Below are 25,505 nucleotides of genomic sequence, written 5' to 3' on the forward strand. Positions count from 1 at the left end.
TGTCTGAAAAAAATCACTCCAGCATCTTTCCCAACAACCAACTCCCCGCCGGCCCTGGCGGATGGTGCCGGGACCACAGTGCATCCACGGCCACCGAGCGCGGCCAACCGCGTGCCTTGAGTTCGACCAGTTGCCCGCCACCAAAGCGTTCCACCAGCCAGCGCGGAATCGGTGCCCAGCCGAAACCCAACTGCGCCATCTCCAACAGCATCAGGTAACTGGGGGCCGACCAGACGCGGCCGTTGGCGCGGGTTTCGTTCGGGTTGATGATACTTGCCAGGCGCAATTCGCGGTGCTGTTGCAGGGTGTGTGCAGTGAGGGTATCGAGGCCCGCCAGCGGATGTTTCGGTGACACGAACAGGGCGATTTCGGTGCGCTCGTCCACGGGCGCGCGGGTCAGGTCCGGCGGATACTCTTCCTGGTGTTCAATAAACGCAATCTGCGCTCGGCCGCTTTGGACCAGGGCGATCAGGTCTTCGCATTCGGCGATCAGGCATTCCAGCTCAAGGTCCGGGTAGCGCTGTTCAAACGCGCTGAGGGCGACCTCGAAACGGTCGGACTGGTAGGTATCCGACATGGCGATACTCAGCTTCGGCTCCAACCCCTGGGCCAACTGACTCGCCGCCAATTCCAGCCGACTGCTGGCCTCCAGCACCTGCTCGGCCCGTTGCAACAACACATGGCCCGCAGGTGTCAGCGTCGGCTTGCGGCTGCTGCGATCAAACAGCACCACATCCAAGTCAATCTCCAGGCTCGACACGGCAGCGCTGACGGTTGACTGGCTCTTGCCGAGCTTGCGCGCCGCCGCCGAAAACGAGCCTTGGGTGGCCGCCTGCACAAATGCCTGCAGCACTTCGTTAGAGGCCATGACTATCGCCTTGATCGATGGTTATTGGTTATGAAGTATCGAGTCAAAGGCTAATGATGGCAATCATCGTCACTCACGGAGCCGGGTTATGAACCCTACCAAGTCGATTACTGAACGTGTTTGCCAGGCCATTGGTTTCGAAGCCCTGGCGTTGTTGATCTGCACCCCGTTGCTGGCGTGGATCATGGACAAGCCTGCCCTGGAGATGGGCATGGTCACCTTGGCGATCAGCCTGTTGGCGCTGACCTGGAACGTGATTTTCAACGGCCTGTTCGACCGCCTCAAGGCGCGCCTGCAACTGGCCAACAACAGTTGGACCCGAGTGCTGCATGCCTTGCTGTTTGAAGGGGGGTTGATCCTGGTGTGTGTGCCGCTGATTGCCGCCTGGCTGAACATCAGCCTGGTGCAGGCGTTTATCCTCGACATAGGCGTACTGCTGTTTTTCCTGCCGTACACCTATGTGTATCACTGGAGTTATGACGTGCTGCGCGACAAGTTCCTACAGAAACATGCCGCCCGACGCCTCGATACGCTGGCCGGTGATCCACTGGCTACCGTCGGCGAGCAGGCTGGCAATGGCCCCGCCAATATCATCCGGTAACCCGGCGCGGCCCAAGGCGGTATTGCTGGCGACCATGGCGTTGAGGCTGGCGTTGTCGCGCACGGCACCGCCGCCGAAGTCGGTTTCAATCGCGCCGGGTGCCAGGATGTTAACGCTGATGCCACGGCTGCCCAGCTCTTTGGCCTGGTAGCGGGTCAGCACTTCCATCGCGCCTTTCATCGCGGCGTACGCGGCGTAGCCAGGCAGGCTGAAGCGCGCCAGGCCACTGGAAATATTGAGGATGCGCCCACCGTCGCGGATCAACGGCAACAGCTTTTGGGTCAGGAAAAACGGGCCCTTGAATTGGATCGCCACCAACTGATCGAACTGCGCTTCGGTGGTCTCGGCGAAGCTGGCGTGAATGCCGATACCGGCATTGTTGACCAGAAAATCGAAGTGCTCCTGTGCGAAAACATCCTTGAGCACGCCAGCAACGTCGTCGACGAAATCAGCGAACGTCGCACTCTGGCTTACGTCCAGTTTCAGCATCGCGGCACGGCCGCCGAGTTGTTCGATCTGTGCGACCAATGCCTGCGCTTCATCGGCCTTGCTGTGGTAAGTGCCAATGATGTCGACACCTTGTGCCGCCAGGTGCAGTGCAGTGTTTTTGCCCAGGCCACGGCTGGCGCCGGTGATCAATGCGATTTTACGGGTCATGGTGAGTTCCTCGGTGAGTGAGCGTGGGAAGCAGTGTATTTGTCCGGTCATAACGTGATAAACAGCGCTATACCGGAATCACTGGCCGAATAAGGCGAACAATCCCATGAATAAACTGGAGCTGTTGCGCACCTTTGTGCGCGTCACCGAGCTGTCGAGTTTCACCGGCGCCGGCGAGAGTCTGGGCCTGCCGCGCTCCACCGTGTCCGAGCATGTGCAGGCGCTGGAAGAACTGCTCGGTGCACGCCTGTTGCAGCGCACCACGCGCAAGGTGCAGGCGACCCAGGACGGCCGCGTGCTGTATGAGCGCAGCAAGGATTTGCTCGCACACATGGAGGAATTGGAGGGGCTGTTTCGCCAGGACGAAGCGCAACTCGCCGGGCGGATTCGGGTGGACATGCCCAACGTGATGGCGCGGGACTTGATCCTGCCGCGTCTGCCGCAGTTTATGGACGCGCACCCGCTGATCGAGCTGGAGATCAGCACCACCGACCGCCAGGTCGACCTGCTCGCCGAAGGCTTCGATTGCGTGCTGCGCGTCGGCGCGCAGCCGGACCAGAGCGTGGTGGCGCGGCTGCTGTGCAGCATGCCGATGATCAACTGCGCGAGCGCCACCTACCTGCAACGCTACGGCGTGCCGCAGACACTGGCCGACCTGGCCGACCACCACCTGGTGCATTACGTGCGGCCGTTGGGTTCACGCTCGGCGGGGTTTGAATACGTGCAGGGCAACAAGGTGCTGCGCATCCCCATGGCCGGGCGGGTCACGGTCAACAGCACCGATGGCTACAAGTCTGCCTGCCTGGGCGGTTTCGGGATTATTCAGGTGCCGGCCCTGGGCATGGGCGACGAGTTGGCGAGCGGTGAACTGGTGGCGGTCCTGCCGGACTATCCGGCACCGCCGCTGGATGTGTCCCTGCTCTACGCCGGGCAGCGGCATCTACCGCTGCGGGTGCGGGTGTTCATGGACTGGCTGGCGGCCATCCTGCATTCGCAGCTTTAACGCCGCGCCGACAGCTGTTGCGGCGCCAGGAAGGCGTCGTGGAAGTAATCGCGAAACGCCTGCATCGCCGGGGTAAAGGCGCGCTCGCGATGCCAGGCCAGGCCGACGCTCATGGGCGTGACGGGATCGGTGACGGTCAGGGTTTCGATGCGCTTGCCTTCCAGCGACCAGGGCCGGTGCACCAGGTCCGACAGGATCGCCACGCCGCTGCCATTGGCGACCATGCTGCGCACCGCCTCTACCGAACTGGTGCGCAGCCGCACCTTGGGCGTCTGCCCGGCCTGTTCCCAGTAACGCATGGCGCTGTGTTCGGCCTCATCGACGGTGAGCAGGATGTACGGCTCCTGCGCCACATCCGCCAGGCTCACCGCACCGCGCTCGCACAATGGGTGATGGCTGGGCAGCCATAAACGGCGCTCCGAGTTGAACAGGATTTCCGAGACGATCGCCGGGTGAGTGAGGTTGGCGGTGAGGACCACGGCCATGTCGAACTGGCCATCGAGCAGGCCCTGTTCGATGGCCTGGCGCTCCTGCTCGAACACCTCGAGGGTCACATCCGGGTGCCAGTGTTCCATGCGCTGCAGGTGGTGCGGCAGGAAGTAACCCAGCACCGTGTAGCTGGCCGCCAGGCGCAGTACGCCGCTGGCGCGGTAGTCGGGCAACGGGCTGTTCAGCGCGTCGTCGACACTGCGCGCAATCACATAGGCGCGGTTGAGAAAATGCCGCCCGGCATCGGTCAGGTTCATGCCCTGGGCCGAGCGCACGAACAGCTGCACGCCAAGCAGGGCTTCCAGCTCCTTGATTGCCGTGGTCACGGCAGACTGGGAGATGTTCAGGTGAATCGCCGCCTGGGAAATCTGGCCGATTTCGGCGGTGGCGACGAAGTAGCGGATTTGGCGCAAGGTCAGGGACATGGCTTTATCTGATTTTCAGAAGATAGGTCATCTGATAATAGATCTTCCCAAGGGGTCAAGCCGCAGCCTACTTTCGAGCATCACCTTTTGGCGGAGCGTCCCCGATGCAGGCAGTGGATTTCAATTCAGACATGGGCGAAGGCTTCGGCCCCTGGACCATCGGCGACGGCGTCGACGCAGAGCTGATGGCCTATATCAGCTCGGCCAATATCGCCACCGGCTTCCATGCCGGCGACCCCGGCACCATGCGCCGCACCGTCGCGCGCGCCAAGCAATTGGGGGTGGCCATCGGCGCACACCCGGGCTTTCGCGACCTGGTGGGCTTTGGTCGTCGGCATATCCATGCACCGGCCCAGGAGCTGGTCGACGACATGCTCTACCAGCTGGGCGCGCTGCGTGAAATCGCCCGCGCCCAGGGCATGACGCTGCAACATATCAAGCCTCACGGCGCGCTCTACATGCACCTGGCCCGCGACGAAGAAGCCGCGCGCCTGCTGGTACAAAACCTGCAAATCGTCGAGCCGACACTGTTGCTGTACTGCATGCCCAACTCGGTGATCTGGCGCGTGGCCAAGGAACTCGGGCAGCCGGTGGTGCGCGAATTTTATGCCGACCGTGAGTACGATCTGACCGGCTCCATTGTGTTTACCCGCAACGTACGCGCGCTGGACCCGGCCACGGTCGCGGCCCGCGTCCTACGTGCGTGTCAGACGGGGCTGGTGCGTACCGTAGAAGGCGAAGACCTGTTTATTGAGTTCGACTCCATCTGCCTGCACAGCGACACCCCCGGCGCCCTGGAACTGGTGGAAGCCACCCGTGAAGCCCTGGACCAGGCGGGCATCACAGTCAAAACACCCTAATAAGATCGAACGTTCACTTTTTGCCTGCCTTTCTATAACGATTCCAAGAGGAACAGACATGGCTGAAACGTCCCCCATCCGCTACAGCTTCGGTGGTGATGAGCACCTGTTTGCCGAAGTCAGCGAGAGCATGTCCCTGGAGGCTTTTTTCAAGGGCATGGCCGTGACCCGTGCCGTGGAGCGCCTGGCGCTGGAAGGCGTGCTGGATGTGTGCCTGGCCAATGCATCGTTCCAGATTCGCTTCGACCCCGACCGCATCGCGCCCCATGTGCTGCTCGACGCCGTGCAAAGCGCCGAAGCCCAGGCCGTGGCCGAGCGCACCCTGCACACACGCATCATCGAAATCCCGGTGCTCTATAACGATCCCTGGACCCATGAAACGCTGATGCGATTTCGCGATCGCCATCAAGACCCCAGCGCCACCGACCTGGAATACGCCGCGCGTATCAATGGCCTGGCCGATGTTGACGCGTTTATCGCCGCCCACAGTGGCGCGCCGTGGTTTGTCTCGATGGTCGGCTTTGTCGCGGGCTTGCCGTTCATGTTCCAGATGGTCGAGCGCGAGCGGCAGTTGCAGGTGCCCAAGTACCTGCGCCCGCGCACCGACACGCCGAAACTGACCCTCGGCCATGGCGGCTGCTTCGGCTGCATCTACTCGGTGCGCGGCGCCGGCGGCTACCAGATGTTCGGCGTGACCCCGGCGCCGATCTACGACCCGGCGCAGCAGTTGGCCTACCTCAAGGCGCATATGGTGTTCTTCCGGCCGGGTGACATCGTGCAATTCAAACCCATCAACCGGGACGCCTACGACCTGGCGGTTGCCGAGGTGGAGGCAGGACGTTTCGACCTGCGCATTCGTCCGGTGGAATTTTCCCTCGATGCGTTTCTCGCCGACCCCATCGGCTATCCGAAAGCCCTGCAGGAGGCGCTGGCATGATCAAGGTCCTCAAACCCGGCCTCGCCACCTCTGTGCAGGACCTGGGCCGCGAAGGTTATTACCACCTGGGCATTCCGCCATCGGGTGCGTTGGACCAATACGCCTTGAGTGCGGCCAACCATCTGGTGGGTAACCCGCTGGGCGCGGCCGGCCTGGAATGCACTTTGATCGGGCCGGAATTGGAGTTTCAACGCGATACCCTGGTCGCGCTCAGCGGTGCGTTGATGTCGCCGCGCCTGGACGGTGAAGTGGTGCATCAGGACACCGCGTTCCAGGTGCGTGCCGGGCAGGTGCTGCGTTTCGAATTTCCCAAGGCCGGCGCCCGCACTTACCTCGCCGTCGCCGGTGGCATTGACGTGCCGTTGGTGCTCGGCAGTCGCTCCACTTACACCCTCGGTGCACTCGGTGGTTTCCACGGGCGACGCTTGCAGGAGGGCGATGAATTGCCCATCGGCGACGCCAGCGGTCTAGGCCGTGCGGGCAACAGTTTGCCGATGGCGTTGCGCCGCTCGGTGGGCGGCGATGTCACATTGCGCGTGGTGCCAGGGCTGTATTACGAGCGATTGACAGCGGGCGCCAAGAGCAGCTTTTTTGCCGAACCGTGGACAGTCGGCTCCGAGGCGGACCGCATCGGCTATCGCTTCAAGGGCGGCAGTGCGCTGAGTTTTCAACCGCGTGAGCAACCGTTCGGCGCGGGGTCGGATCCGTCGAATATCGTCGACAGTTGCTACCCGATTGGCTCGATTCAGGTACCGGCCGGGCTGGAGCCGATTGTGCTGCATCGCGATGCGGTATCCGGCGGTGGCTACGCGATGATCGGCACGGTGATCAGTGCCGACCTGGACTTGATCGGGCAGATGCAGCCGAACCAGCGGGCGGGGTTTGTGGCGGTGACCCTGGAAGAGGCGCTGGAGGCGCGGCGGGTGTACAAGAAACGCCTGAAAGCTATGGCCGGGTTGTTCACTCGCTGACACACAGCCATTCAAATTGTGGGAGGGGGCTTGCCCCCGATGACGGTGTGTCAGCTACAGATTGGCTGACTGGACCACCGCCATCGGGAGCAAGCCCCCTCCCACAGTTTCAATCCAGGTTGTGTCAGAACAGTTTGGTGAACAGCCAGTACAGGCTGCCCGACAACACAATCGCCGCCGGCAAGGTGAGCACCCACGCCATCAGCAGATTGCGGATGGTCCGCATCTGCAACCCACCCCCATTGGCCACCATGGTCCCCGCCACACCCGACGACAACACATGGGTGGTCGACACCGGCAGCCCGAACATATCCGCTGCGCCAATGGTCAGCATTGCCACGGTCTCGGCCGAGGCGCCCTGGGCGTAAGTCAGGTGGGTCTTGCCGATCTTCTCGCCCACGGTGACCACGATGCGCTTCCAACCGACCATGGTGCCCAGCCCGAGGGCGATGGCCACGACGATCTTCACCCACAGCGGAATAAACCGCGTGGCATTGTCGATCTGTTGCTTGAACAGTTGCAGCTTGCCTTGGGTGTCGGCGTCGAAATTGCCGACCTTGCCCTTGTCCATCAAGCGAATGGTTTCGCTGGTCAGGTACATGTCGTTACGCACGTTGCCCACGGCTTCGGCGGGGACTTTGGCCAGGGAACCATAACCTTTGACTTCGTCACCGATCTGGCCGGCGAGGGCGGCGAGGGCAGGGATCAACTCAGGCGTCGCTTCCTTGGTGCTCACATAGGTCGAGAGGATCGGTCGCGGGTCGCCCGGCAATACCTGCGGCGCGCTTTTTGCCAGGGCCACCTGGGTTACTTCGGCCACGGCGGCGAACTGCAATGACTGCTCGGCCGGCATGGTGCGGTTCAGCGCATAGGCCATCGGCAGCGTACCGACCAGGATCAGCATGATCAGGCCCATGCCTTTTTGCCCATCGTTGGAGCCGTGGGCGAAAGACACGCCGGTGCAGGTGACGATCAGCATGCCGCGAATCCACCACGGTGGCGGGGTGTCGCCTTTGGGCGCCTTGTACAACGCGCGATTTTTCACGAAGGCGCGCAAGGCCAGCAACAGCAAGGCGGCAAAGGCGAAGCCGATCAACGGCGAGAGCAGCAGGGCATAACCGATCTTGATCGCCTGGCTCCAGTCTACGCCGCTGGTGCCGTCACGGCCGTGCATCAAGGCATTGGCCACGCCGACGCCGATGATCGAACCGATCAGGGTGTGGGACGAGGAGGCCGGCAACCCCAGCCACCAGGTGCCGAGGTTCCACAGGATCGCGGCGATCAGCAAGGCGAAGATCATCGCGAAGCCGGCCGATGAACCCACCTGCAAAATCAGCTCCACCGGCAGCAAGGCAATGATGCCGAACGCCACCGCGCCGCTGGACAGCAGCACACCGAGGAAGTTGAAAAAGCCCGACCACACCACCGCGAACTGCGGCGGCAGCGAGTTGGTGTAGATCACCGTGGCGACGGCGTTGGCGGTGTCGTGGAAGCCATTGACGAACTCGAAACCCAGGGCGATCAACAGTGCCACACCCAGCAGCAGGAACGGTGTCAACGTGGTGGGCTGGGCGCCTATTTCGTGCATGTCGTGCATGAGGCTGTAGGCGGTAAACAACAGGCCCATGGCAAGTACGGCGAAAAAAACGATCACTGTCACCAGGCCAGGTTTTTTGTCCAGGCGCGGTTTTGAATCGGCGGAGGATGAGTGCGTGGAGGCAGTCAGGGAAGGGGTAGCCATGCCGAGGCATCCGTATTGGGAGGATGCCGTTCATGTTCATTGCAGAATGTTACAGCGATGCTGCCGCAGGTCATTGTTTAGGTAATCGGGTGTGCCGCTGGTCTACAAAACACTGGAGAGACCAAGGGTCTACACCACTTTTCAGACCCAGGCACATCTCCTTGTGGCGAGCGGGCTTGTCCCGCGTTGGGCTGTGAGCAGCCCCAGTAAAGAAGAACGCGGTGTATCAGACACTCTGTAGAGGCTGGTTTTGGGGCTGCTTCGCAGCCCAACGCGGGACAAGCCCGCTCGCCACAACAGCCCTATCTGCCTGGCGTTCGGCGTTGAGCCAACGGTGTGTAGATAACTATGGCTATCGGGGGGCTATCGGGGGGCTATCGGGGGCAAGCCCTTCCCAAAATTATTGCATTTCAATTTGAAAACTTGCGAAACGCCCAACGCCCGGCAATCAGCGTGAAAGTCGCGACCAGCGCCACCAAAATCCAGAACCCCTCCGGGTCCTGGGAAAGCGGCACACCGCCTACGTTCATGCCGAAAAAACCGGCAATGATGTTGATCGGCAACGCCAACACGGTCACCACGGTGAGGGTGAACAACGTTCGGTTAGTTTGCTCGTTGAGGTTGGCGGCGATCTCTTCCTGCAGCAGCTTGATCCGTTCGCCCAGCGCCGTGAGGTCGTTGATGATCAGCGCAAACTCCTCGGTGGATTTGCGCAACTCCTTCACGTCTTCCTTTTGCAGCCATTGCGGCGGGCGGTTGAGCAGGCGCAGCAGCGAGCCCGGCTCCAGCGCGAGCAGGCGTTGCAGGCGCACCAGCACCCGGCGCGCCGCGCCCAGTTCCGCGCGGTTGGTGGACAAGCGCGAGGACAGCAACTGGTCTTCGATATGGTCGACGCTGATGCTGGTCTTGCGCACGATCTGCGTCAGCACTTCACCTTGGTCACGCAGCAGGTGCACCAGCAGCTCCAGCGGTGAGCGAAAGTGTTCGCCGGCCTTCACCGACGAGCGCAACTTGTCCACCGAGTGCAAGGGTTGCAGGCGTGCGCTGATCAACAGCCGGCTGCGGGCGCACACCCACAGCGTGGAAATGTCCGACGAGACCATGCTGCTGAAGTTGAACACCACGTCGTTGACCACCGCCAGCAAGGCTGAGTCGACGTGTTCGATACGCGTGGAGCGCGAACCTTCGTGCAGGGCCTCGAAGAATTCTTCGGGCAAATCCAGGTTTGCCTGCATCCACCGCTCGCAGGCAGCGTGGGCCAGGTTCAGGTGCAGCCACAGGAACTCTTCCGGATCGGCGGGTTGCTGCAAGGCCTGGAGCGCGGTGGCCGAATCAATCTGTTCACCCTTTTCACCGGGGCGAAAACGAAAACCGTAAAGCAAGCCAAACAGATCGGAGTCCTGGTGGCTGTGGTCGAGGCTGTGGTTCATGGAGGCTCGCAGAGAAAGCGCCTGTAGGATGTTTCACAGGTTCGCGTAGGCGAATCATTGCAAGGCGGTATGACGATTTTGTGACGGTTTGAAAACGCGCTCAGTGGACGTCCAGCGTAAAGGTGAAGTGCGTGCCCGCCAGCTCGTCGGACGACACGTTGAGTTGCCCGCCATGGGCATCGGCGATCTGCTTGACGATATACAGCCCCAGGCCAAGGCCGGCCTGCGGTTTGTCGGTGACAGGGCGTGAATAGGGCTGGAACAGCCGGAGCAGGGCTTGTGCGTCGATCTGCCCGGGGTTTTTCACCGATAGTTTGAACTGGCTGTGTTCGACCTGCGCGCGAACCTCCACCGGGCCGTCATGGCTACCGTGATGGATGGCATTGGCGACCAGGTTGGAGAGCAACTGCGCCAGGCGGTCACGGTCACCTTTCACCTGTTGGAGGTCGCCGATGGCCGCATGGATCTCGCGCTGCGGATGCACGCTCTGCACCTCCGACACCACATGTTGCAACGCTGCCTGCAAACCCTGGCAATCGCCGATGTTCAGTGGGATGCCGCTGCCCATGCGCCCCCTGGCGAAATCCAGCACGTCTTCCACCAACTGCGCAGCGCGCCGGCCGCTGGTGAGGATATGCCGCACGAGGGTGTCGGTGGCCGGGTCCGGGTGCTTGCGCAGCAGCCGTTCGGCCGCGACGTTAATCGCAAACAGCGGGTTGCGCAGGTCATGGCCGAGTACGGCGATAAACTGCTCTCGCAGTTCGGCGGTGCTGCGTTCTTCCTGCAATTGCGCCTGGGTATGCTGCGCGGCTTCTTCGGCTTCGATCTGTAGCGACAACACCCGTGCAAACGACTCCATGGTCGACTGGATTGCGCTGCTGCGCAGCATGGCGGGGTTGGGGTCCAAGGCGCAGATCGTGCCGAAAAAACGCCCGTCGGTGCGGAACACCGGCACCGAAATATAGCTTTCGAAGTGGTACAGGCGCGGCGTGTGGTGGTCGTGGTAGAGCGGGTCTTCACTGGCCTTGTCGATCACCACGGACACGTGGGAGCCGCGAATTTCGTGGCAGATCGTGGTGGTCAGGTCCAGCTCGCCACCGACGCCGAGGCCGAAGTCCAGTTGGTCGAGTACGGCGCAGGCGGTCCAGGTGTCGTCGGTCACCCGCGCCACGGCGGCAAAGCGCAGCCCGGTCATGTCGCTGATGACTTGGAGCATCGCGGGTACGGCACTGATTCGGCCAATGGTGGCGATGTCGGCGGCTTTTTGCCCCATGCAACAATCTCGCAAAGTGGTGAGCCAGAGGCTCAGGTTGATGCCTGGGATTTTAGCGGCCTTGTGCGGTGCCGGTGTAATTTCATTCACAAAATGACGTTTTTTCCTACGCGCGGTTAGCGAGCGCGCATAAAAAAACCGCGCCACCCGGAGGTGGCGCGGTTTCAGGTGATGGGGTCACTCAGGTGTCGAGTTTGTCTTCCAGCACGGCGCCGGTCTTGGCGTCGAGCTTGACTTCAAACTTCTTGCCGGCAGTGTCGGTCAGCTCAACTTCGTAGACCAGCACGCCACTGTTGTTGTGGTCCAGTTCGGTGTCGTTGATCGTGGCACCGGCGTGTTTGGCCACGGCGGCGGCGTTGAGCTTGTCGAACGGCATCACGGCACCGGACTTGAGCAGACCTTCAATATGGTCCGGACGAACATCGGCCTGGGCCAGGCCGGCGGTCAGGGTCAGGGCTGTGGCAGCGAACAGGGCAGTCAGGGTTTTCATGGTGTGTGTCCTTCTTCGGTGAGCTGTTTAAGTGGCGCCAGATTAACCGGCGCAACTTAACTCATCCTTAATGGCGCACTGACACCAATGCCCGACGCTCTCAGTACTTATAGTCGTTCAGCAGGTCTTGCACGCTGGACGACGGCCAGCGCTTGTAGAACTTCAACAGTTCGGCGGCGCGGTTGGTGAAGATACCGTCGACGCCGGCCTTCATCACTTTGTCGAAGTCGACCGGCTCATCCACGGTGTAGACGTGCACCAGCAGGCCCTTGTCGTGGGTCAGCTTGTTCATTTCAGGCTTGACCAGGTCGGTGTAGCTCTGGTCGCCATGGTCGGTCAGCTCAGCCGACGGGCCGGTGCCGATGGCGCCGAGGCTCTTGGCCTCGTCGACCCACTTTTCGAACTCGGCGGCGTCTTTCGGCTCTTGCTTGGCGTAGTAGGCGGCCTTGGTGGTTTCGCCGGATTCGGCGAAGGTCTGCGTGGATTTAGGCTCGATGCTGCCTGGGCCAACCCATAACAGCAGGATCTTCGGGGTGTTTGGCATTTCTTTTTGCAGCTCTTTCAAGCTGTCTTTTTCAAACGTCTGCAGCACCACGCGGCCCTTGCCCTGGCCGACACCGGTGTTGCTCTTGCCCAGCTTGGAGCCGGCGGAGCTGAGCCAGCCTTTATCCAGCAGCTTGTTTTTCAGGTCGGCTTCGATGCCCGGGAATTGCTTGGGCTCCTTGGTTTCGATGTACAGGCCGGGTTTGTGCTGCGGGTTGCCTTCGGCGATCTTGATGATGTCGTCCAGGCTCAGGATCTTCAGGCCAACGAAGCCTGGACGCGCACGGTCCGGGTAGGCGGCGTTGAACCAGCTGCCGGCGTCGAGGGTTTGCAGTTCTTTCCAGGTGAACTCGTTGGCCGGGGCGTCTTTGCGCTCGGGGAACTTGGTAGCCACGTCGGTGGTGCGCTGCAGGTTGTTGTCGTGCAGGGCGAACAGTACGCCGTCCTTGCTGCGCTGCAGGTCCATTTCCAGGTAATCGGCACCCAGGTCGCGCGCGACCTTGTAGGCGGCGGCGGTGGATTCCGGCGCGTCGTAGGAGGCGCCACGGTGAGCGATCACGGCGGGGTAGGGAATGCCTTCGTTTGTCGCCAATTCGGCCGGGCTGATCGGTTCGGCAGCCTGTGCCTGGCCAAGGCCAAGCGCCAGGGCGAGCAGCAGGGCGCTCTTGGAAAACGTGACAGGCATATGCGAAGTCCTTTCGTGGAGGTAGCTTTGAGAGGCCTCCTTTTTAACAATTGATTGCGAAAGGCGCTATCACCAAACCGACATTAACGTGCGCACGTGCCAATTTTCTCGGTTTTTTTGCGCTGCATTGCAGTACTCTTGCGCGCAGCCGCCCCGCTAGAGGACGGTACTTTCCGCCACGCGTGTAAACCATCTTTCCAGTCCCTGTGGGACTTTTCAGTGAGGTTTACCATGCGCATCACCTCCGAGCTTATCTGCCAGGCCGCCGACCAACTCCACGGTTTTGTTGGCCTCAACCGCAAGACTGGCCAGTACATCGTGCGTTTCAGCGAAGACTCCTTCGGCATGGACGTGGCCGACGACGGCATCATCCCCACCGCTGAATTTGTCTGGCTGCCGGCCCCCGAGCAGACCATGACCCTGTCCCGCGAGCGTATCCAGTTGCTGCTCGACCAGAATATCGACGACCGCATCAACATCAGCGAGCCGCTGCGCGTGTATATGAAGCGGGTGGAGATTCCACAGATCAGCGCGCTGCGCAGTCTGGTGAGCTAGACGGCATCGGCGGTAAGCGAGCCTTGCGTGGCAGGCTGGTTTTCTGTGGCGAGCGGGCTTGCCCCGCGTTGGGCTGCGAAGCAGCCCCAATTCAGTTAACGCGGTTCTCCAGACTAACCGCAGCGTCTGGTTCAGGGGCCGCTTCGCGCCCCAACGCGGGGCAAGCCCGCTCGCCACAACAGGCCCGCTCGCCACAGAGAGCCGGGCGATACGAAGGTTACTGGCCCTGGAATGCGTAGGCCCGTTCCACTTTGCACACCCGTGTCTGAAACGCCGAGTACCAGGTGGCGCGTCCTTGTTCACGCACCGCCCGATGCTCGGCCTGCTGCTTCCAGGCCAGGATCGCGGCCTCGCTGCTCCAGTACGACACGGTAATCCCCAGGCCATCCTCCCGCGCCGATTCCACCCCGAGAAACCCCGGTTGTTCGTGCGCCAGCTCCAGCATGCGGGCGGCGGCCTGGCCGTAGCCTTGATCGCCGTCGGTGCGCAATGAGCTGAAAATCACGGCGTAGTAGGGCGGGGCGGGTGTCTTGGCGATCATGCGCACTGCTCCTGGCAAGCCTTGAGCAGGGCAATCGCCAAAGGCGGCGTGATGCCCTTGAGGGCGGCGCGTTCAGGCTGGAACAGCGTGGCGACGAAGAACGGATGGTCGAGCAACTCGACCGCGCGCAGATCGCCGGCGGCATCATGCCCGCTGGGAATCATCTCGCGTTCGAGCAGGGCATCGGCGAATTCGGGGTTTATGCCGTAGCGGCAGCGATAGCCTTCCTCGATTTCAACACGGCCGTAGGCCTCGGCGATGCGCGTGTAGGGCGTCAAACGCAGGCTGTCGGTGGCGTCAACCAGGGCGCAGCTCAGGGGGGTGATCACCGCGCGTTCAGCGTCCGGCGCCAGTTCGCCATGTTCGGCATCGGCCCAGCCCAGCACGTTGCGGGCGTATTCCAGTACCGCGTGTTGAAAACCGCCGCAAGTGCCGAGGAAAGGTCGCCGTTGTTCGCGGGCAAAACGGATCGCCCGCAATGCACCGTCGCTGTCGCGGTAGGGGCTGGCGGGCACGCACCAGAAACCGTCGAAGCCGTGCAGTTCTGTAGTGGGCGTGAGGGTATCGGTGTCGAGCCATTGCAGATGAACCTGCACGCCGAGGGTTTCGGCGGCCCGTTGCAGCGCGACGGGAATGGCCTGGTGCGCGATGACATCGGGGTTGTAATCGCCGATCAGGGCGAGGTGCAAGGTGGTGGCTTTCATCGTGTGCGTCCTATGGCTTGTGGTGTCCTGATACGCACTATAGATTGGCGCGCACGCAATCAATATTGGCGTTTACCCACATGCTCAATGCAGCTACGCACTATCAAATCGATTACCCCGACCTGTCGCTGATCCTCGCCCTGGTGCGTGGCGGCACCCTGGCGCGGGCGGCGGCATTGTTGCGGGTGGATGTGTCCACGGTGTTCCGCGCGGTGCGGCGGCTGGAGGCCGCATTGGGCCAGACGTTGTTTGAAAAAAGCCGCGCCGGCTACCTGCCCACCAGCCTGGCCAGCAACCTCGCGCAGCAGGCCGAACGTGCCGAACAAGCGCTGGAAGCGGCGCGCATCGGCGTCGAGCAGGGCGGCGAGGTGATCAGCGGCACGGTGCGCCTCACCTGTACCGACTCGGTGCTGCAAGGGCTGTTGCTGCCGGCGCTGGCGCAGTTCATGCCGGAGTACCCGGCGCTGACCCTGGAACTGAGCACTTCCAATGATTTCGCCAACCTCAGCCGCCGCGATGCCGACATTGCCCTGCGCCTGACCAAGGCACCGCCGGAGCACCTTGTCGGCCGTTGCCTGGGGGCCGTGGCGTATCAGGTGTGCGCCAATCCCACCTATGCGCGCCTACACGCCGGGTGCTCACTGGCGGACCTGGCCTGGATCGCGCCGGACGACTTCCTGCCCGATCACCCGACGGTGGCCTGGCGCCGCGAACACCTGCCTGGGGTGCGCCCCAGTTATCGCTGCAACAGCATGTTGTCGGTCACCGAACTGGTGCGGGCTGGGTTGGGCGTGGCGGCGCTGCCGGATTTTCTGCTGGATGAAGGCCTGCAACCCCTGGGCCCCGCATTGGCAGGGCACGACACGGCGTTATGGTTGCTGACACGTCCCGATTGCCGGGCATTGCGCTCGGTGGTGACGCTGTTTGATGAGTTGGGGCGGCATGTGCAGATGAAACCCTGACACCGCCCCTCCCACAATGGATACACGCAGTTACTGGGGTTTTCTTACGTAGTGCTCATGCATTTCGCACGTCAGGGTTTCGATGTGTTCGGTCAGTTGCTTGGTCATTTCCGTCAGTCGGGTGTTCTGCTCCAGCAATTCCAGCAGCTGTTTGGTGGTTTGCGCGGCCTGGGCCTGGCGTTCGGAATTGGCGATGGCCAGTGCTTCACGGTGTTGTGCATCGGCGTCGGACTGGGCTTTGTCGCGGGCCGCCTGGCGCGTCTGGGCCAGCAGGATCAGTGGCGCGGCATAGGCTGATTGCAGGCTGAACGCCAGGTTGAGCAGGATGAAAGGGTACACGTCGAAGTGGGTGATGCCGGTTACGTTAAGCACCACCCACAAGATCACGATCGCGGTTTGCGCACCGAGGAAGGTCGGCGTACCAAAGAAGCGCGCAAAGGCCTCGGCCTTGAGGGCAAAGGTGTCATTGCCAAAGGTCGGCGCCAGGTGGGCGTGGCGTCGGTGAAAGCGCAGGTGATCGACGGGAGGAGATTCGGGCTTGTCGGGTGTCATGGTGGGCTCGGGTCATCAACGTTAAGACAGTGAATCACTATAGCCTCGGCGACCTGTCTTACACATGAATAACCCGGAGCCTACTTAGTGGACGCCACGCTCATTGGCAAACGCGCTCACCGCGTGCACCGCCTCGCTGGTGCCTTCGCGAATCTGCAGGATCACCGTACCGGCCTGGTTGGCCAACTCCACGCCCTGGGCGGCGCGGTCGCGGGTCGCGTCCATGCTGTCGATGGCTTGGCGGGTTTCAGCCTGGATCACCGCGATCATGCTGGAAATCTCCGTGGTGGAACCGCTGGTGCGCGCCGCCAACTGTCGTACTTCATCGGCCACCACGGCAAAACCACGGCCTTGTTCACCTGCGCGCGCCGCTTCGATAGCAGCATTGAGTGCCAGCAGGTTGGTCTGGTCGGCAATGCCGCGAATGGTGTTGACGATGGTGGTGATCTGTTGCGAACGCTCGCCCAGCTTGGCGATCAGTTGCGAGGAGCTGTCGATGTCCGAGGAGATTTCACGCATGCCGCTGGCTGTTTTCTGGATCACATCGGCGCCTTTTTCCGCCATGTCCTGGGTATGCAGGGACAGGTGATAGGCTTGGGCGGCGCTTTGCGCGTCAGCGGCATGTTGTTGCACGCGCGCGGTGATGTCCGAGGCGAACTTCACCACTTTGCACAGGCGCCCGCTGGCGTCGTACACCGGGTTGTAGCTGGCTTCGAGCCACACGGGCCGGCCGTTTTTATCCACGCGTTCGAACTGGCCGCTGAACAGTTCGCCCTGGTTCAGGCGCCGCCAGAAGTCACTGTAGGCTGAACTCGCGGCAGTCTCTGGGGGGCAGAACAGGCGGTGATGCTGGCCCTGAACCTGCGCCAGGCTGTAGCCCATGCGCTGCAGGAAGTTGGCGTTGGCGGTGATGATCGTGCCGTCGAGGTTGAACTCGATGACGGCCATTGCCCGGCCGATGGCTTCCAACTTGGCGTTGGCCTCGCTTTCGGCCTGCAGGCGCGGGGTGACGTCCAGGGCGTACTTCACCACTTTGATCACACGGCCCTCGTCGTCACGCACTGGGGTGTAGCTGGCTTCCAGCCACACCGACTGACCGTTGCTGGCCACCCGTTCAAAAGTACCTGATTGGAATTGACCTTTTTGCAGGTTGGACCACAGCTGCATGTACTCGGCGCTCCGGGCGAAAGCGGGCGTACAGAACATCCGGTGGGATTGGCCTTCGATCTGCTCGGCGCGGTAGCTCAGGGTGTTGAGGAAGTTGTCATTGGCGCGCAGCACGAGGCCTTGCGGATCAAATTCGATCACCGCCATGGAGCGCTCGATTGCGTCCAGCAGGCTGGCCTGGTGAGCCACGGTGTGTTTCAGGGTATTGATGGTTTTTTTATGGGCGTTGAATAGCATGTTCGGGTGCTCGGGCAAGCATGCGTCTGGGAGTGTCCATGTATGTGCGCCTGCCCCCGTAAGGCATTCGCCGTACGGTTGACGTGCTCATTGTCAGCCTCCTTGTGCTGACAGCGGGGGTGGAACAACTGGTTAAGAGTGATCAGCCTGACAAGAAGTTCGCCCCAGGAGCAGGACCATTTTTGGGTAGGCGACCAGTGGAGGCTTTATGCTATCGCCCAGGGCGTTGGACGGAAGATTCAGACGAGGTGTCGTAGGGCGATTTCAGGCGGAACAGGCGATCCGGTCGTCACTGACATTGACTCGATTACGCCCGGTGTCCTTGGCTGCATAGAGCGCTCGGTCAGCTGCGTTCAGCCACATGGCCGCGTCGGTGAAGCGGGGCTGGAAGTCCGCCAAACCGATGCTCAGGCTGACGCGCAGTTCCGGTATTTGCGGGGGGCGGTAATTGCCGAATGTTTCGCGCATCTGCTCCATGATCTTGGCCGCTTGCTCCAGAGGCATTTGCGGAAGAATCACACAGAACTCATCGCCACCGTAACGCCCGGCCAGGTCGTTTTCCCGCAGGTTGCGCCGCAGTTCCAGGCTCAGTTGCCGCAGCACCGTGTCGCCGACAATGTGGCCGTGGGTATCGTTGATCTGCTTGAAGTGATCAATATCGATCAACGCGATGGTGGCGTGGCTTTGCTGCTGCTGGCACTTGTGGAACTTGAGGTGCAGCAGGTCTTTCCACGAGCCGTGGTTGAGCAGGCCGGTGAGGCTGTCGGTGCGACTCAGGGCACTGAGGGCGCGTTTATGTTCCGACAGTTTGATCGCCAGTTGATAACAAACCATGCCGATGGCCATGGGGTATAGGGTCAGCATGGGCAGGCAGGTGTAGACCTGCAGCAGGCTGACCGCGGGGTTGAACTTGATACCGAACAGCGCCCACGCCACGCCGACCCCCAGCCCTTGTGCGAGCAAGCCGCGCAGGAACAGGCGCCTGCCGCCGGCGGCGACGTTGTTCATGGTCATCATCGATAGGATGGTCACGGCCGTCAGCGGCGTGAACTGTGCGGCGGCTGCCCAGAACCCGCCGAATACCGAGTCATACAGGAAGTTGCGCTGTTCCGCCTGGTAAGGGAACTGCGAGCGGGTCGACAACTGGTAGGCCAGATGCGCCCAGGCAAACCCATTAAGCAGCAACAACGCCCAGACCCAGCCCGGCATGGCGAGTGGGTACAAGGCGCCGGTGACGCTGATGCTGCCGACACCCAGGCCGATGATCCGTGGCTGATAAATACGCCTGGCAAATGAGAGCCCTTTGCCTCGTCTGTTTTCCATAAATTCCTGGTTGAGCTGTTTTTCACATATGCGACGGCGCGGATCGGCTGGATCAACCGTTGATCGGATAAGACCTGTGAATATTGTCAGTTATTCGCGTGGGAATAATCAGTGGCCTTCCAGGCCATTTGCGCAAAACAGAGGGCGAATACGTCAAAAGCGACCAGGAATGTCGCTCCTGCAATGCTTTCTACCGGGCGAGGGGGGCGCGGACTTCGTAGCCGGCAAGGAACAGGTCGATGGCTGACTCAATGACGTTGGCCTGTTGGGTGGCGTCGAGGGTGGGTTGGCCAAGGGTAATCTGCGGCCAGAACGCGAAGGCCTTGAGCAGGCTTTGGATCTGGTGGGCGGCAAACGCCGGGTCGGTGCAGGAGAGGCGGCCGTCTTCCTGGGCGGCGCGTACCCACTGGGTAAAGCCTTCTTCGCGCTGGCTCAGGCGGTTGACCATGTCTTGCGCGCGTTCCGGCGAATGGATGGTGGCGGCGATGGCCACCCGTGCCAGGTCGAGGAAGTTGGCGTCCGCCATCATCTTCATCTTCGCTTCCAGCAACCCGCGCAATTGTTCGCGCAGGGGGCGCTCGCGGGTGTAGCTGACGTCGAGTTGCGCAACGCTGCTGGCCCAGAGCTGGTGGAGGATTTCGGCGAACAATTCTTCCTTGCTGGGGAAATGGTTGTACACCGTGCGCTTTGAAACCCCGGCGGTGGCGGCGATCTTGTCCATGCTGGTGACCTCGAAACCGTTGGCCCGAAACTCGGCGATAGCCGCTGCTACGATGGCTTCGCGTTTGCGGTCGGTGAGGCGTTGAGGGGCAGTCATGGGTGCGTTCGGCTCTGGAAGGGAAATTACACTGGGTAGTTTACTTGCTGCGGATTTTGTTGCAATCTTGAAACTACACTGTGCAGTGTAACTTATGAGCGGACCGTAGGAGTCACTCGGTAATGGCCACGATCTCAACCCGCCTCAAGTCTTCGCCTGCGGCGCCCAAGCCTGCCGAGCAGGACCTGGGGAGCTTCAGCAACGACGCCCCCGTACAGCACGGTGGCTTTGGCAAGACCTTGCGTATCTTCTGGAACATGCTGTTCAACAAGCCACGCAGTACGCGGCCGGTGGGGCAGATCCCGGTGCAACCGCTGACCCGCGAGCAGTTGCTGGCGGCGCCTGATCACAGCGTGTTCCGCCTGGGGCATTCCACCGTGTTGCTGAAAATGCGCGGCAAGTTCTGGCTGACCGACCCGGTGTTCGCCGAGCGCGCTTCGCCGTTCAGTTGGGCTGGCCCCAAGCGTTTCCATCAGCCGCCTATCAGTCTTGAAGAGCTGCCGCCCCTGGAGGCGGTGATTCTTTCCCACAACCACTACGACCATCTTGACCGTAAGGCTGTCGTGCAACTGGCCGACAAGACCCGTTACTTTCTCGCGCCGCTGGGCGTGGGCGACATTCTGGTCAAGTGGGGTGTCGACGCCAGCAAGGTGCGGCAACTGGATTGGTGGCAGGGCACCGAGGTAGATGGCATTCGCTTTGTCGCCACGCCGGCGCAGCACTTTTCCGGGCGTGGCCTGTTTGATGCCAACCAGACCCTATGGTGTTCTTGGGTGATGATCGACGGCGCGCGGCGGATCTTTTTCAGCGGTGACACCGGCTATTTCGACGGCTTTAAACGCATCGGCGAACAGTACGGCCCGTTCGATCTGACGTTGATGGAAACCGGCGCTTACAACGTTGACTGGCCCCATGTGCATATGCAACCGGAGCAAACCCTGCAAGCACATATCGACCTTAAGGGCCGTTGGCTGCTCCCGATCCATAACGGCACGTTCGACCTGGCGTTCCACGCCTGGCACGAACCTTTTGACCGGATCATGGCGCTGGCGTGGGAGCGCAATGTGTCGATCACCACACCGCCGATGGGCCAGGCGTTCAGTTTGAACCAGCCGGAGCGTGGATATGCATGGTGGCTGGAGGTGGAAACCCAATGTGCGCAAGAGCACCTTGTGAGCTGATGGCGCAGAGGCGCCGGAAAAGGAGTTTTCAAGCTGTTTCAGGTCTACGACAGGCCTCGGCGAGGATGCGATGATCCCTGGACAATAATTTCGGGGGGCGCGTTCTGATGGACAACAAATGCAGAAAGTTTTCGCGGGTGAATGCGGTTTGCCTGGTGGGCCAGCCGCTGTCTCCGCTCTTGGATATGACCGGTCTGGCGCCTGCGTGTCCCCGTCCTTCCGCCGATCAAGCGCCTCCCCGCAGTATCGCGTTTGATGTCGATCCCCACCCTCAAATCCACCCCAAGGGTGGGGTCCTGATCCCCGGGTATAACGTACCGGCACTGCCCATTAAACCCATGCGTGATCCCTCGTTGACGCTGATTGCCTTGAGCGGCATCGACCCAGAGGGCCCGGTGATGGTGGAGGTGCCGCTGGTGCAGAGCAACAGCACCTTTACCGCCATGCAAGCGTTGGCCGGCACGCGCGTGGGGTATGCCGACCGATATGGACGTGGCGATGGTCACGAACCGATTGAACACCGTGCGCCTTTCATGCGAGCGCTGGACGTTCTGCGCCGTGCCGGGGCGCAGCTGTTACCCGTGCCGGCGCAACGTGTCGACGACACCCTCACGTTCAACCTGCGCACTCATAATGAAATCGATGAACTTGTGAATGAGCACCGGCTGGATGCCCTGGTATCCGATAGTCAAAGTGCTGCGTTCCATGGTGCGTGCTGGAGTGGTTACCCGAGATTTGCCGAGGCGCTCGATGGCGGCGCGACATTGTGGTTCTACGGTGCGCGATGGTCGAAGGAATCGTTGGCGGCGCTGGCACAGGGGTATCGCAATGCTTGTTGCCTGGAGAATGCACAGCATGGGCTACCTGGGGTGTTGAACAATCCTACGCGTTGAATTGCCGACGTCTTGCTGGCGGGGGGGAGGGAAGTTTTTAGACTGGCGCCCGGCTCAACGGTGGTCCTTCGTCATTTCTTACTCTTCCCCGAGGTGGTTCATGTTTGGTATTGGTTATGGTGTGAATAGGGCTGTTAGTCACGCGGCGTCTTGGATGGAGTTGACTGCCGACACCTCCAAACCGGTTCCGCCGGGAACGGAACGTGCCAGTGTTCGCGAGCTCAGTGAACAGATGGCCAGGCCTGGCGGGCTCACATCGGAAGATCTGGTCATCTTCCTGCAGGAGCGCATCCGTAAACGCGACCCGGCATTAAACGCCATTATCGAACTCAACCCTCAAGCGCTGGAGATTGCTCGCGAGCTGGATCGCGAACGCGCCAGCGGCACGGTCCGGGGGCCGCTGCACGGCATTCCCGTGCTCCTCAAGGACAACATCGAAACGGGCGACACCCAGCAAACCAGCGCAGGCGCCTTTGGATTGGTGGGGGCAGCTGCGATCAAGGACGCGTTTATCGTCGAACGCCTGCGCCAGCAGGGCGCAGTGATCCTGGGTAAAACCAACCTGACCGAACTGGCTGGCTTTCGTGGCGGCCCCGACGGTTTCAGCCACCGGGGCGGGCAGACGCTCAACCCTCATCAAGCGGATGCACAGGTGGGAGGATCAAGCTCGGGCTCGGCCGTAGCGGTCGCCGCTGGTTTGGCGCCCTTGGCCGTCGGCACCGAAACCAATGGTTCGATCATCGTCCCGGCGGCGTTTAACGGGGTGGTCGGTTTCAAACCCAGCGTGGGCTTGTTGAGCCGCAGCGGCATCATTCCTGCCAGCCATCGACAGGACACGCCAGGGCCGATGACGCGTTCGGTGTTTGATGCCGCGTTGTTGCTCAACGCCATGTCGGGCAGCGACCCTCAGGATTCAGCCAATGTGGATGCCCCCCAAGGCATCGACTACACCGCGTTGCTCAAGCCTGGCGCCTTGAGGGATAAACGTATTGGTTATCCCGCGACCTTTTTCGCGGATGGCGAAAACCTGCCGGTGGACAATAGCCCTCAATTTCAAAAAACGCTTGAGGTGCTTCGCGCACAAGGCGCAGTGCTGGTACCGGTGAACGTGCGGCTGGCGGATGCATCGCGCTATGGCGAGCTGTTGTTTGCTGATGTGAAGAGTGAGTTGAATGATTACCTGGGCAAGCGCGCTGGGTTGCCGGTCAAGTCAGTTTCCGAGTTGATCGCGTTCAATGAAAAGCGCGATGGCAGCGACACCGACCACCAGCCGCTGCTCAAGGAAATCGATGCATCCACCTTGACATCCGAGGAGCGCAAGCCGCTATGGAATGAGCTTATCCAGGATTTTCGCAGCACAGTGGATGAGCTGATTGACGGGGAAAAGCTTGATGCCGTGGTGTCGGACTTTGAAACGAACAGCTATTTCGCAGTTGCAGCGGCCGGTTATCCTGGGATCTCGGTACCTTCCGGCAAAGATGAAAGCGGCCTGCCGACCAGCGCCTATTTTTTTGGTGCCCGTTGGGCCGAACCTACACTGCTGGCCGTTGCCCATGGCTACGAGGAGGCCGCGAAGGCAGGTTCCAGAAGCGGGCGTTGAATTAACAGGCGGTTGTTGGCGTTGGCGTGTACAAACTCAAGGGCTGACGCCTTCAACAGATACACTCAATGTCATGGAGGGAGGCCATGGCCTATAGAATTCATATCCTCGGTGCTGCGGGGTCGGGCACCAGCACTCTGGGCAGGGCCTTGGCAGAAAGTCTGAACGTCGCTTACTTCGACACCGACTACTTCTACTGGCAGCAAACCGACGCCCCTTTCACCGTTGCCCGGCCCAAGGATGAACGCATCCGCCTGCTGCAGGAACAGACCGCCGGCCTGGAAGGCTGGGTGCTGTCCGGTTCACTGTGCGGCTGGGGCGACCCCATGATCGCGCAGTTCACCCACGTGGTGTTCCTGCGCCTCGACCCGCAAGTGCGCCTGCATCGCCTGCGCATGAGGGAAGTGCAACGCTACGGTGATGAAATCCTGGAAGGTGGCAGTCGCCACGAAAACAGCGTCGCCTTCCTGGCTTGGGCCGCTCGTTACGACAACGGCAACCACAGCCTACGCAGCCTGCGTCGGCATGAAACCTGGTTGGTGCCACTGACCTGTCCGCTGATTCGCTTGGACTCTACACACCATTCGGTTGGGGTGTTGGTGAATCAATTGATGCCGCTGTTGAGCCCATCAGCCGCGAAATAATCGTGTGCGCAGCAGGTTCGGCGGGGGCGGTGTCAAACCGCCGCACACTCATGCCCCACCCCGGCGCAAACCCCGGAAAAAACACCAGCCCTTGCGCCTCCAATCGAAACGCCAATGCCAGGCGGGTTTCATCACCCACGTCGCCCAGGCTTTCAAACTGTTGGATGGCATCCACCGTCACACCCGCCTGGCGGGCCAGCTCTTCGCGGCTCCAGCCCAGCATCGCGCGCGCCTGTACGCTGTGTTTGGCGGTGAATTGGTGCAGGACGATCTGCTGTTCTACGAAAGAGCTCATTGCCAGAGAGGACATGGGGTTTCTCCAGGGTTCGACGGGGGAGGGCAAACTATACTGTGTTTTTGTACAGTTGTTTTGACCGCTCATCAACTGGATTTTTATCGACCCACTATTCCAACCCTGGCGCCTCACGAATAATCAGGTGATCCAGGTTCTCGATATTTGCGCTGAACACCCCGAACGTCTGCTCGGGGTTTTTCTTGCTGGGCACCTGTTTCAACTCCGGCGTGACCCCGTAGAAGAAGCAATACAACGCCCGCTCACTGTCCACCGCCGCCTTGATTTGCTCCAGGAACGCCTTGCGCTTGCGGTAGTTCTCAATGAGCTTTTTGCTCAGATAGACATTGACCGAGTAGGGTTTCTTATCGAGCCACACCTTCTTTTCGAAGTCGATGCGAAAGCTGCTGGTGTAGTCCTTGATCGCTTTGATCTTGCCCCAGTAGATCAGCCCCTTGTTGTCTTGCAGGTATTCGATCTTCTTGAAAAACGTCCAATACGTCGCCGTTTGATCGCCGATCTTCAGCGGCATGCTTTTAAGCTTGTCCTTGTCGTCGATGTTCGACACATAACATTCCACCGGGTGGGCAAACACGCTGGTTTTGTCCGGGGTGGTGTCGCTCGAACTGACAGATTCGCCGCTGCGGGTTGAAGGGGGTTTCGCTGAATCTTGTGGGACCAGCCCCTCGGTGCCTGCTCCCGTTTTTTTACGCTCGTACGTACGGCGGGCCAGGACAAATTCCGATGGGAAATTGTCCTCACGCTCATCGTCTTTTTCACCCGCTGCGCCCTTGTGGAGACTGGCATAGCGGCAGCCGTCGATATGCCGGGTGCTCGGCGTGTTTTTGAAATGCGGGGTGCGTTGGTAGTTGACGTTCTTGGCGTTAAAGGTGCTCAGCACATTGCCTGCTTCGAAGGCAGCGCGACAGGCATCGTTGGGGCAGAGGAAACGGTCCTTGTCGGAGTCGAAGGGGTGGGTTTCGTCGAAATTCAGGTCTCGCACGTCATAGATCGACAGCTTGTCGTCGAGGCTCAGGCTGTAGGCCGTGTCGAATTTCATGGGG

General features: G+C 61.2%; 27 protein-coding genes. 11 read left to right on the forward strand and 16 right to left on the reverse strand.

Annotated elements, in window-relative coordinates:
* Positions 1–13: 13 nt before the first annotated feature.
* Positions 14–868: a LysR family transcriptional regulator gene (locus tag AB1462_RS06005; protein ID WP_090400490.1), complete on the reverse strand. Its 855-nt coding sequence runs from the start codon at positions 866–868 to the stop codon at positions 14–16.
* Between the two features lie 88 nt (positions 869–956).
* Here AB1462_RS06005 and AB1462_RS06010 point away from each other — a divergent pair, with 88 nt between their 5' ends.
* Positions 957–1,469: a multidrug/biocide efflux PACE transporter gene (locus tag AB1462_RS06010; RefSeq protein WP_090400489.1), complete on the forward strand. Its 513-nt coding sequence runs from the start codon at positions 957–959 to the stop codon at positions 1,467–1,469.
* Here the strand turns inward: AB1462_RS06010 and AB1462_RS06015 are convergent.
* Positions 1,368–2,126 (reverse strand): SDR family oxidoreductase, encoded by a 759-nt coding sequence (locus tag AB1462_RS06015; RefSeq protein WP_090400488.1) that lies wholly within the window; start codon positions 2,124–2,126, stop codon positions 1,368–1,370. The two genes, AB1462_RS06010 and AB1462_RS06015, sit on opposite strands and share 102 nt — an antisense overlap.
* 106 nt (positions 2,127–2,232) lie before the next feature.
* Between AB1462_RS06015 and AB1462_RS06020 the strand changes: the two genes are divergently transcribed.
* Positions 2,233–3,129 carry a LysR family transcriptional regulator gene (locus tag AB1462_RS06020; protein WP_090400487.1) on the forward strand — a complete coding sequence of 299 codons (897 nt, stop codon included), beginning with the start codon at positions 2,233–2,235 and terminating at the stop codon, positions 3,127–3,129.
* Here the strand turns inward: AB1462_RS06020 and AB1462_RS06025 are convergent.
* Complete coding sequence (locus AB1462_RS06025; RefSeq protein ID WP_090400486.1) at positions 3,126–4,043, reverse strand: LysR family transcriptional regulator; 918 nt, start codon at positions 4,041–4,043, stop codon at positions 3,126–3,128. The genes AB1462_RS06020 and AB1462_RS06025 overlap by 4 nt on opposite strands.
* A 104-nt stretch (positions 4,044–4,147) precedes the next feature.
* Between AB1462_RS06025 and AB1462_RS06030 the strand changes: the two genes are divergently transcribed.
* The 3 genes from AB1462_RS06030 to AB1462_RS06040 are packed head-to-tail and all read left to right on the forward strand — an operon-like array spanning position 4,148 to position 6,811.
* Positions 4,148–4,903, forward strand: coding sequence for a 5-oxoprolinase subunit PxpA (locus tag AB1462_RS06030; protein WP_367246354.1), 756 nt, complete (start codon positions 4,148–4,150; stop codon positions 4,901–4,903).
* A 58-nt stretch (positions 4,904–4,961) separates the two neighbouring features.
* A complete protein-coding gene (locus AB1462_RS06035; protein ID WP_090400485.1) occupies positions 4,962–5,840 on the forward strand; it encodes an allophanate hydrolase subunit 1 in 879 nt (292 codons plus the stop codon).
* Positions 5,837–6,811, forward strand: coding sequence for a biotin-dependent carboxyltransferase family protein (locus tag AB1462_RS06040; protein WP_367246355.1), 975 nt, complete (start codon positions 5,837–5,839; stop codon positions 6,809–6,811). The genes AB1462_RS06035 and AB1462_RS06040 overlap by 4 nt, the downstream gene beginning before the upstream one ends.
* Positions 6,812–6,935: 124 nt before the next feature.
* Here the strand turns inward: AB1462_RS06040 and AB1462_RS06045 are convergent, their stop codons facing one another.
* The 5 genes from AB1462_RS06045 to AB1462_RS06065 all read right to left on the reverse strand — a co-directional run bounded on the left by AB1462_RS06045 (position 6,936) and on the right by AB1462_RS06065 (position 12,973).
* Positions 6,936–8,552: an inorganic phosphate transporter gene (locus AB1462_RS06045; protein ID WP_090400483.1), complete on the reverse strand. Its 1,617-nt coding sequence runs from the start codon at positions 8,550–8,552 to the stop codon at positions 6,936–6,938.
* Between the two features lie 410 nt (positions 8,553–8,962).
* Positions 8,963–9,982, reverse strand: coding sequence for a transporter (locus AB1462_RS06050; RefSeq protein WP_090400482.1), 1,020 nt, complete (start codon positions 9,980–9,982; stop codon positions 8,963–8,965).
* A gap of 100 nt (positions 9,983–10,082) precedes the next feature.
* Complete coding sequence (locus tag AB1462_RS06055; protein ID WP_367246357.1) at positions 10,083–11,255, reverse strand: ATP-binding protein; 1,173 nt, start codon at positions 11,253–11,255, stop codon at positions 10,083–10,085.
* 181 nt (positions 11,256–11,436) lie between these two features.
* Positions 11,437–11,745: a PepSY domain-containing protein gene (locus AB1462_RS06060; RefSeq protein ID WP_053140009.1), complete on the reverse strand. Its 309-nt coding sequence runs from the start codon at positions 11,743–11,745 to the stop codon at positions 11,437–11,439.
* 100 nt (positions 11,746–11,845) lie between these two features.
* Entirely contained in the window at positions 11,846–12,973 is a 1,128-nt protein-coding gene (locus tag AB1462_RS06065) for a glycerophosphodiester phosphodiesterase family protein (protein ID WP_090400480.1), read from the reverse strand.
* Between the two features lie 231 nt (positions 12,974–13,204).
* Between AB1462_RS06065 and AB1462_RS06070 the strand changes: the two genes are divergently transcribed.
* Entirely contained in the window at positions 13,205–13,528 is a 324-nt protein-coding gene (locus AB1462_RS06070) for a DUF2025 family protein (RefSeq protein WP_027605634.1), read from the forward strand.
* A 217-nt stretch (positions 13,529–13,745) separates the two neighbouring features.
* Here AB1462_RS06070 and AB1462_RS06075 read toward each other — a convergent pair whose 3' ends face one another.
* Complete coding sequence (locus tag AB1462_RS06075) at positions 13,746–14,069, reverse strand: antibiotic biosynthesis monooxygenase (RefSeq protein WP_090400479.1); 324 nt, start codon at positions 14,067–14,069, stop codon at positions 13,746–13,748.
* Entirely contained in the window at positions 14,066–14,773 is a 708-nt protein-coding gene (locus AB1462_RS06080; protein ID WP_090400478.1) for a CTP synthase, read from the reverse strand. Before AB1462_RS06080 ends, AB1462_RS06075 begins: the two co-directional genes overlap by 4 nt.
* 80 nt (positions 14,774–14,853) lie before the next feature.
* Between AB1462_RS06080 and AB1462_RS06085 the strand changes: the two genes are divergently transcribed.
* Positions 14,854–15,735, forward strand: a complete 882-nt coding sequence (locus AB1462_RS06085; protein ID WP_090400477.1) for a LysR family transcriptional regulator — start codon at positions 14,854–14,856, stop codon at positions 15,733–15,735.
* A 30-nt stretch (positions 15,736–15,765) separates the two neighbouring features.
* Here AB1462_RS06085 and AB1462_RS06090 read toward each other — a convergent pair whose 3' ends face one another.
* From AB1462_RS06090 to AB1462_RS06105, 4 genes are all read right to left on the reverse strand, one after another.
* The gene (locus AB1462_RS06090) at positions 15,766–16,287 is read right to left on the reverse strand and encodes a DUF1003 domain-containing protein (protein ID WP_090400476.1); all 522 of its coding nucleotides are present in this window, start codon (positions 16,285–16,287) and stop codon (positions 15,766–15,768) included.
* An 84-nt stretch (positions 16,288–16,371) separates the two neighbouring features.
* Entirely contained in the window at positions 16,372–17,691 is a 1,320-nt protein-coding gene (locus AB1462_RS06095; protein ID WP_367246360.1) for a methyl-accepting chemotaxis protein, read from the reverse strand.
* 264 nt (positions 17,692–17,955) lie between these two features.
* Positions 17,956–19,014, reverse strand: a complete 1,059-nt coding sequence (locus AB1462_RS06100; protein ID WP_259191335.1) for a diguanylate cyclase — start codon at positions 19,012–19,014, stop codon at positions 17,956–17,958.
* Between the two features lie 190 nt (positions 19,015–19,204).
* Positions 19,205–19,831, reverse strand: a complete 627-nt coding sequence (locus AB1462_RS06105; RefSeq protein WP_090400473.1) for a TetR/AcrR family transcriptional regulator — start codon at positions 19,829–19,831, stop codon at positions 19,205–19,207.
* A gap of 122 nt (positions 19,832–19,953) precedes the next feature.
* Between AB1462_RS06105 and AB1462_RS06110 the strand changes: the two genes are divergently transcribed.
* From AB1462_RS06110 to AB1462_RS06125, 4 genes are all read left to right on the forward strand, one after another.
* On the forward strand, positions 19,954–21,012 hold the full coding sequence (locus tag AB1462_RS06110) for an MBL fold metallo-hydrolase (protein WP_259191334.1): 1,059 nt from the start codon (positions 19,954–19,956) through the stop codon (positions 21,010–21,012).
* Between the two features lie 338 nt (positions 21,013–21,350).
* The gene (locus AB1462_RS06115; RefSeq protein WP_090400471.1) at positions 21,351–21,905 is read left to right on the forward strand and encodes a hypothetical protein; all 555 of its coding nucleotides are present in this window, start codon (positions 21,351–21,353) and stop codon (positions 21,903–21,905) included.
* Positions 21,906–22,059: 154 nt separating this feature from the next.
* Positions 22,060–23,505, forward strand: a complete 1,446-nt coding sequence (locus tag AB1462_RS06120) for an amidase family protein (protein ID WP_367246363.1) — start codon at positions 22,060–22,062, stop codon at positions 23,503–23,505.
* Between the two features lie 86 nt (positions 23,506–23,591).
* Positions 23,592–24,149, forward strand: coding sequence for an AAA family ATPase (locus AB1462_RS06125; protein ID WP_367246365.1), 558 nt, complete (start codon positions 23,592–23,594; stop codon positions 24,147–24,149).
* Here AB1462_RS06125 and AB1462_RS06130 read toward each other — a convergent pair.
* The gene (locus AB1462_RS06130; RefSeq protein WP_090400468.1) at positions 24,079–24,459 is read right to left on the reverse strand and encodes a helix-turn-helix transcriptional regulator; all 381 of its coding nucleotides are present in this window, start codon (positions 24,457–24,459) and stop codon (positions 24,079–24,081) included. The two genes, AB1462_RS06125 and AB1462_RS06130, sit on opposite strands and share 71 nt — an antisense overlap.
* Before the next feature lie 94 nt (positions 24,460–24,553).
* Positions 24,554–25,501 carry a hypothetical protein gene (locus tag AB1462_RS06135; RefSeq protein WP_315336485.1) on the reverse strand — a complete coding sequence of 316 codons (948 nt, stop codon included), beginning with the start codon at positions 25,499–25,501 and terminating at the stop codon, positions 24,554–24,556.
* Positions 25,502–25,505: the final 4 nt, after the last annotated feature.

It is taken from the genome of Pseudomonas sp. SB113, assembly GCF_040754745.1.
GTDB classification, from domain to species: Bacteria; Pseudomonadota; Gammaproteobacteria; order Pseudomonadales; family Pseudomonadaceae; genus Aquipseudomonas; species Aquipseudomonas grimontii.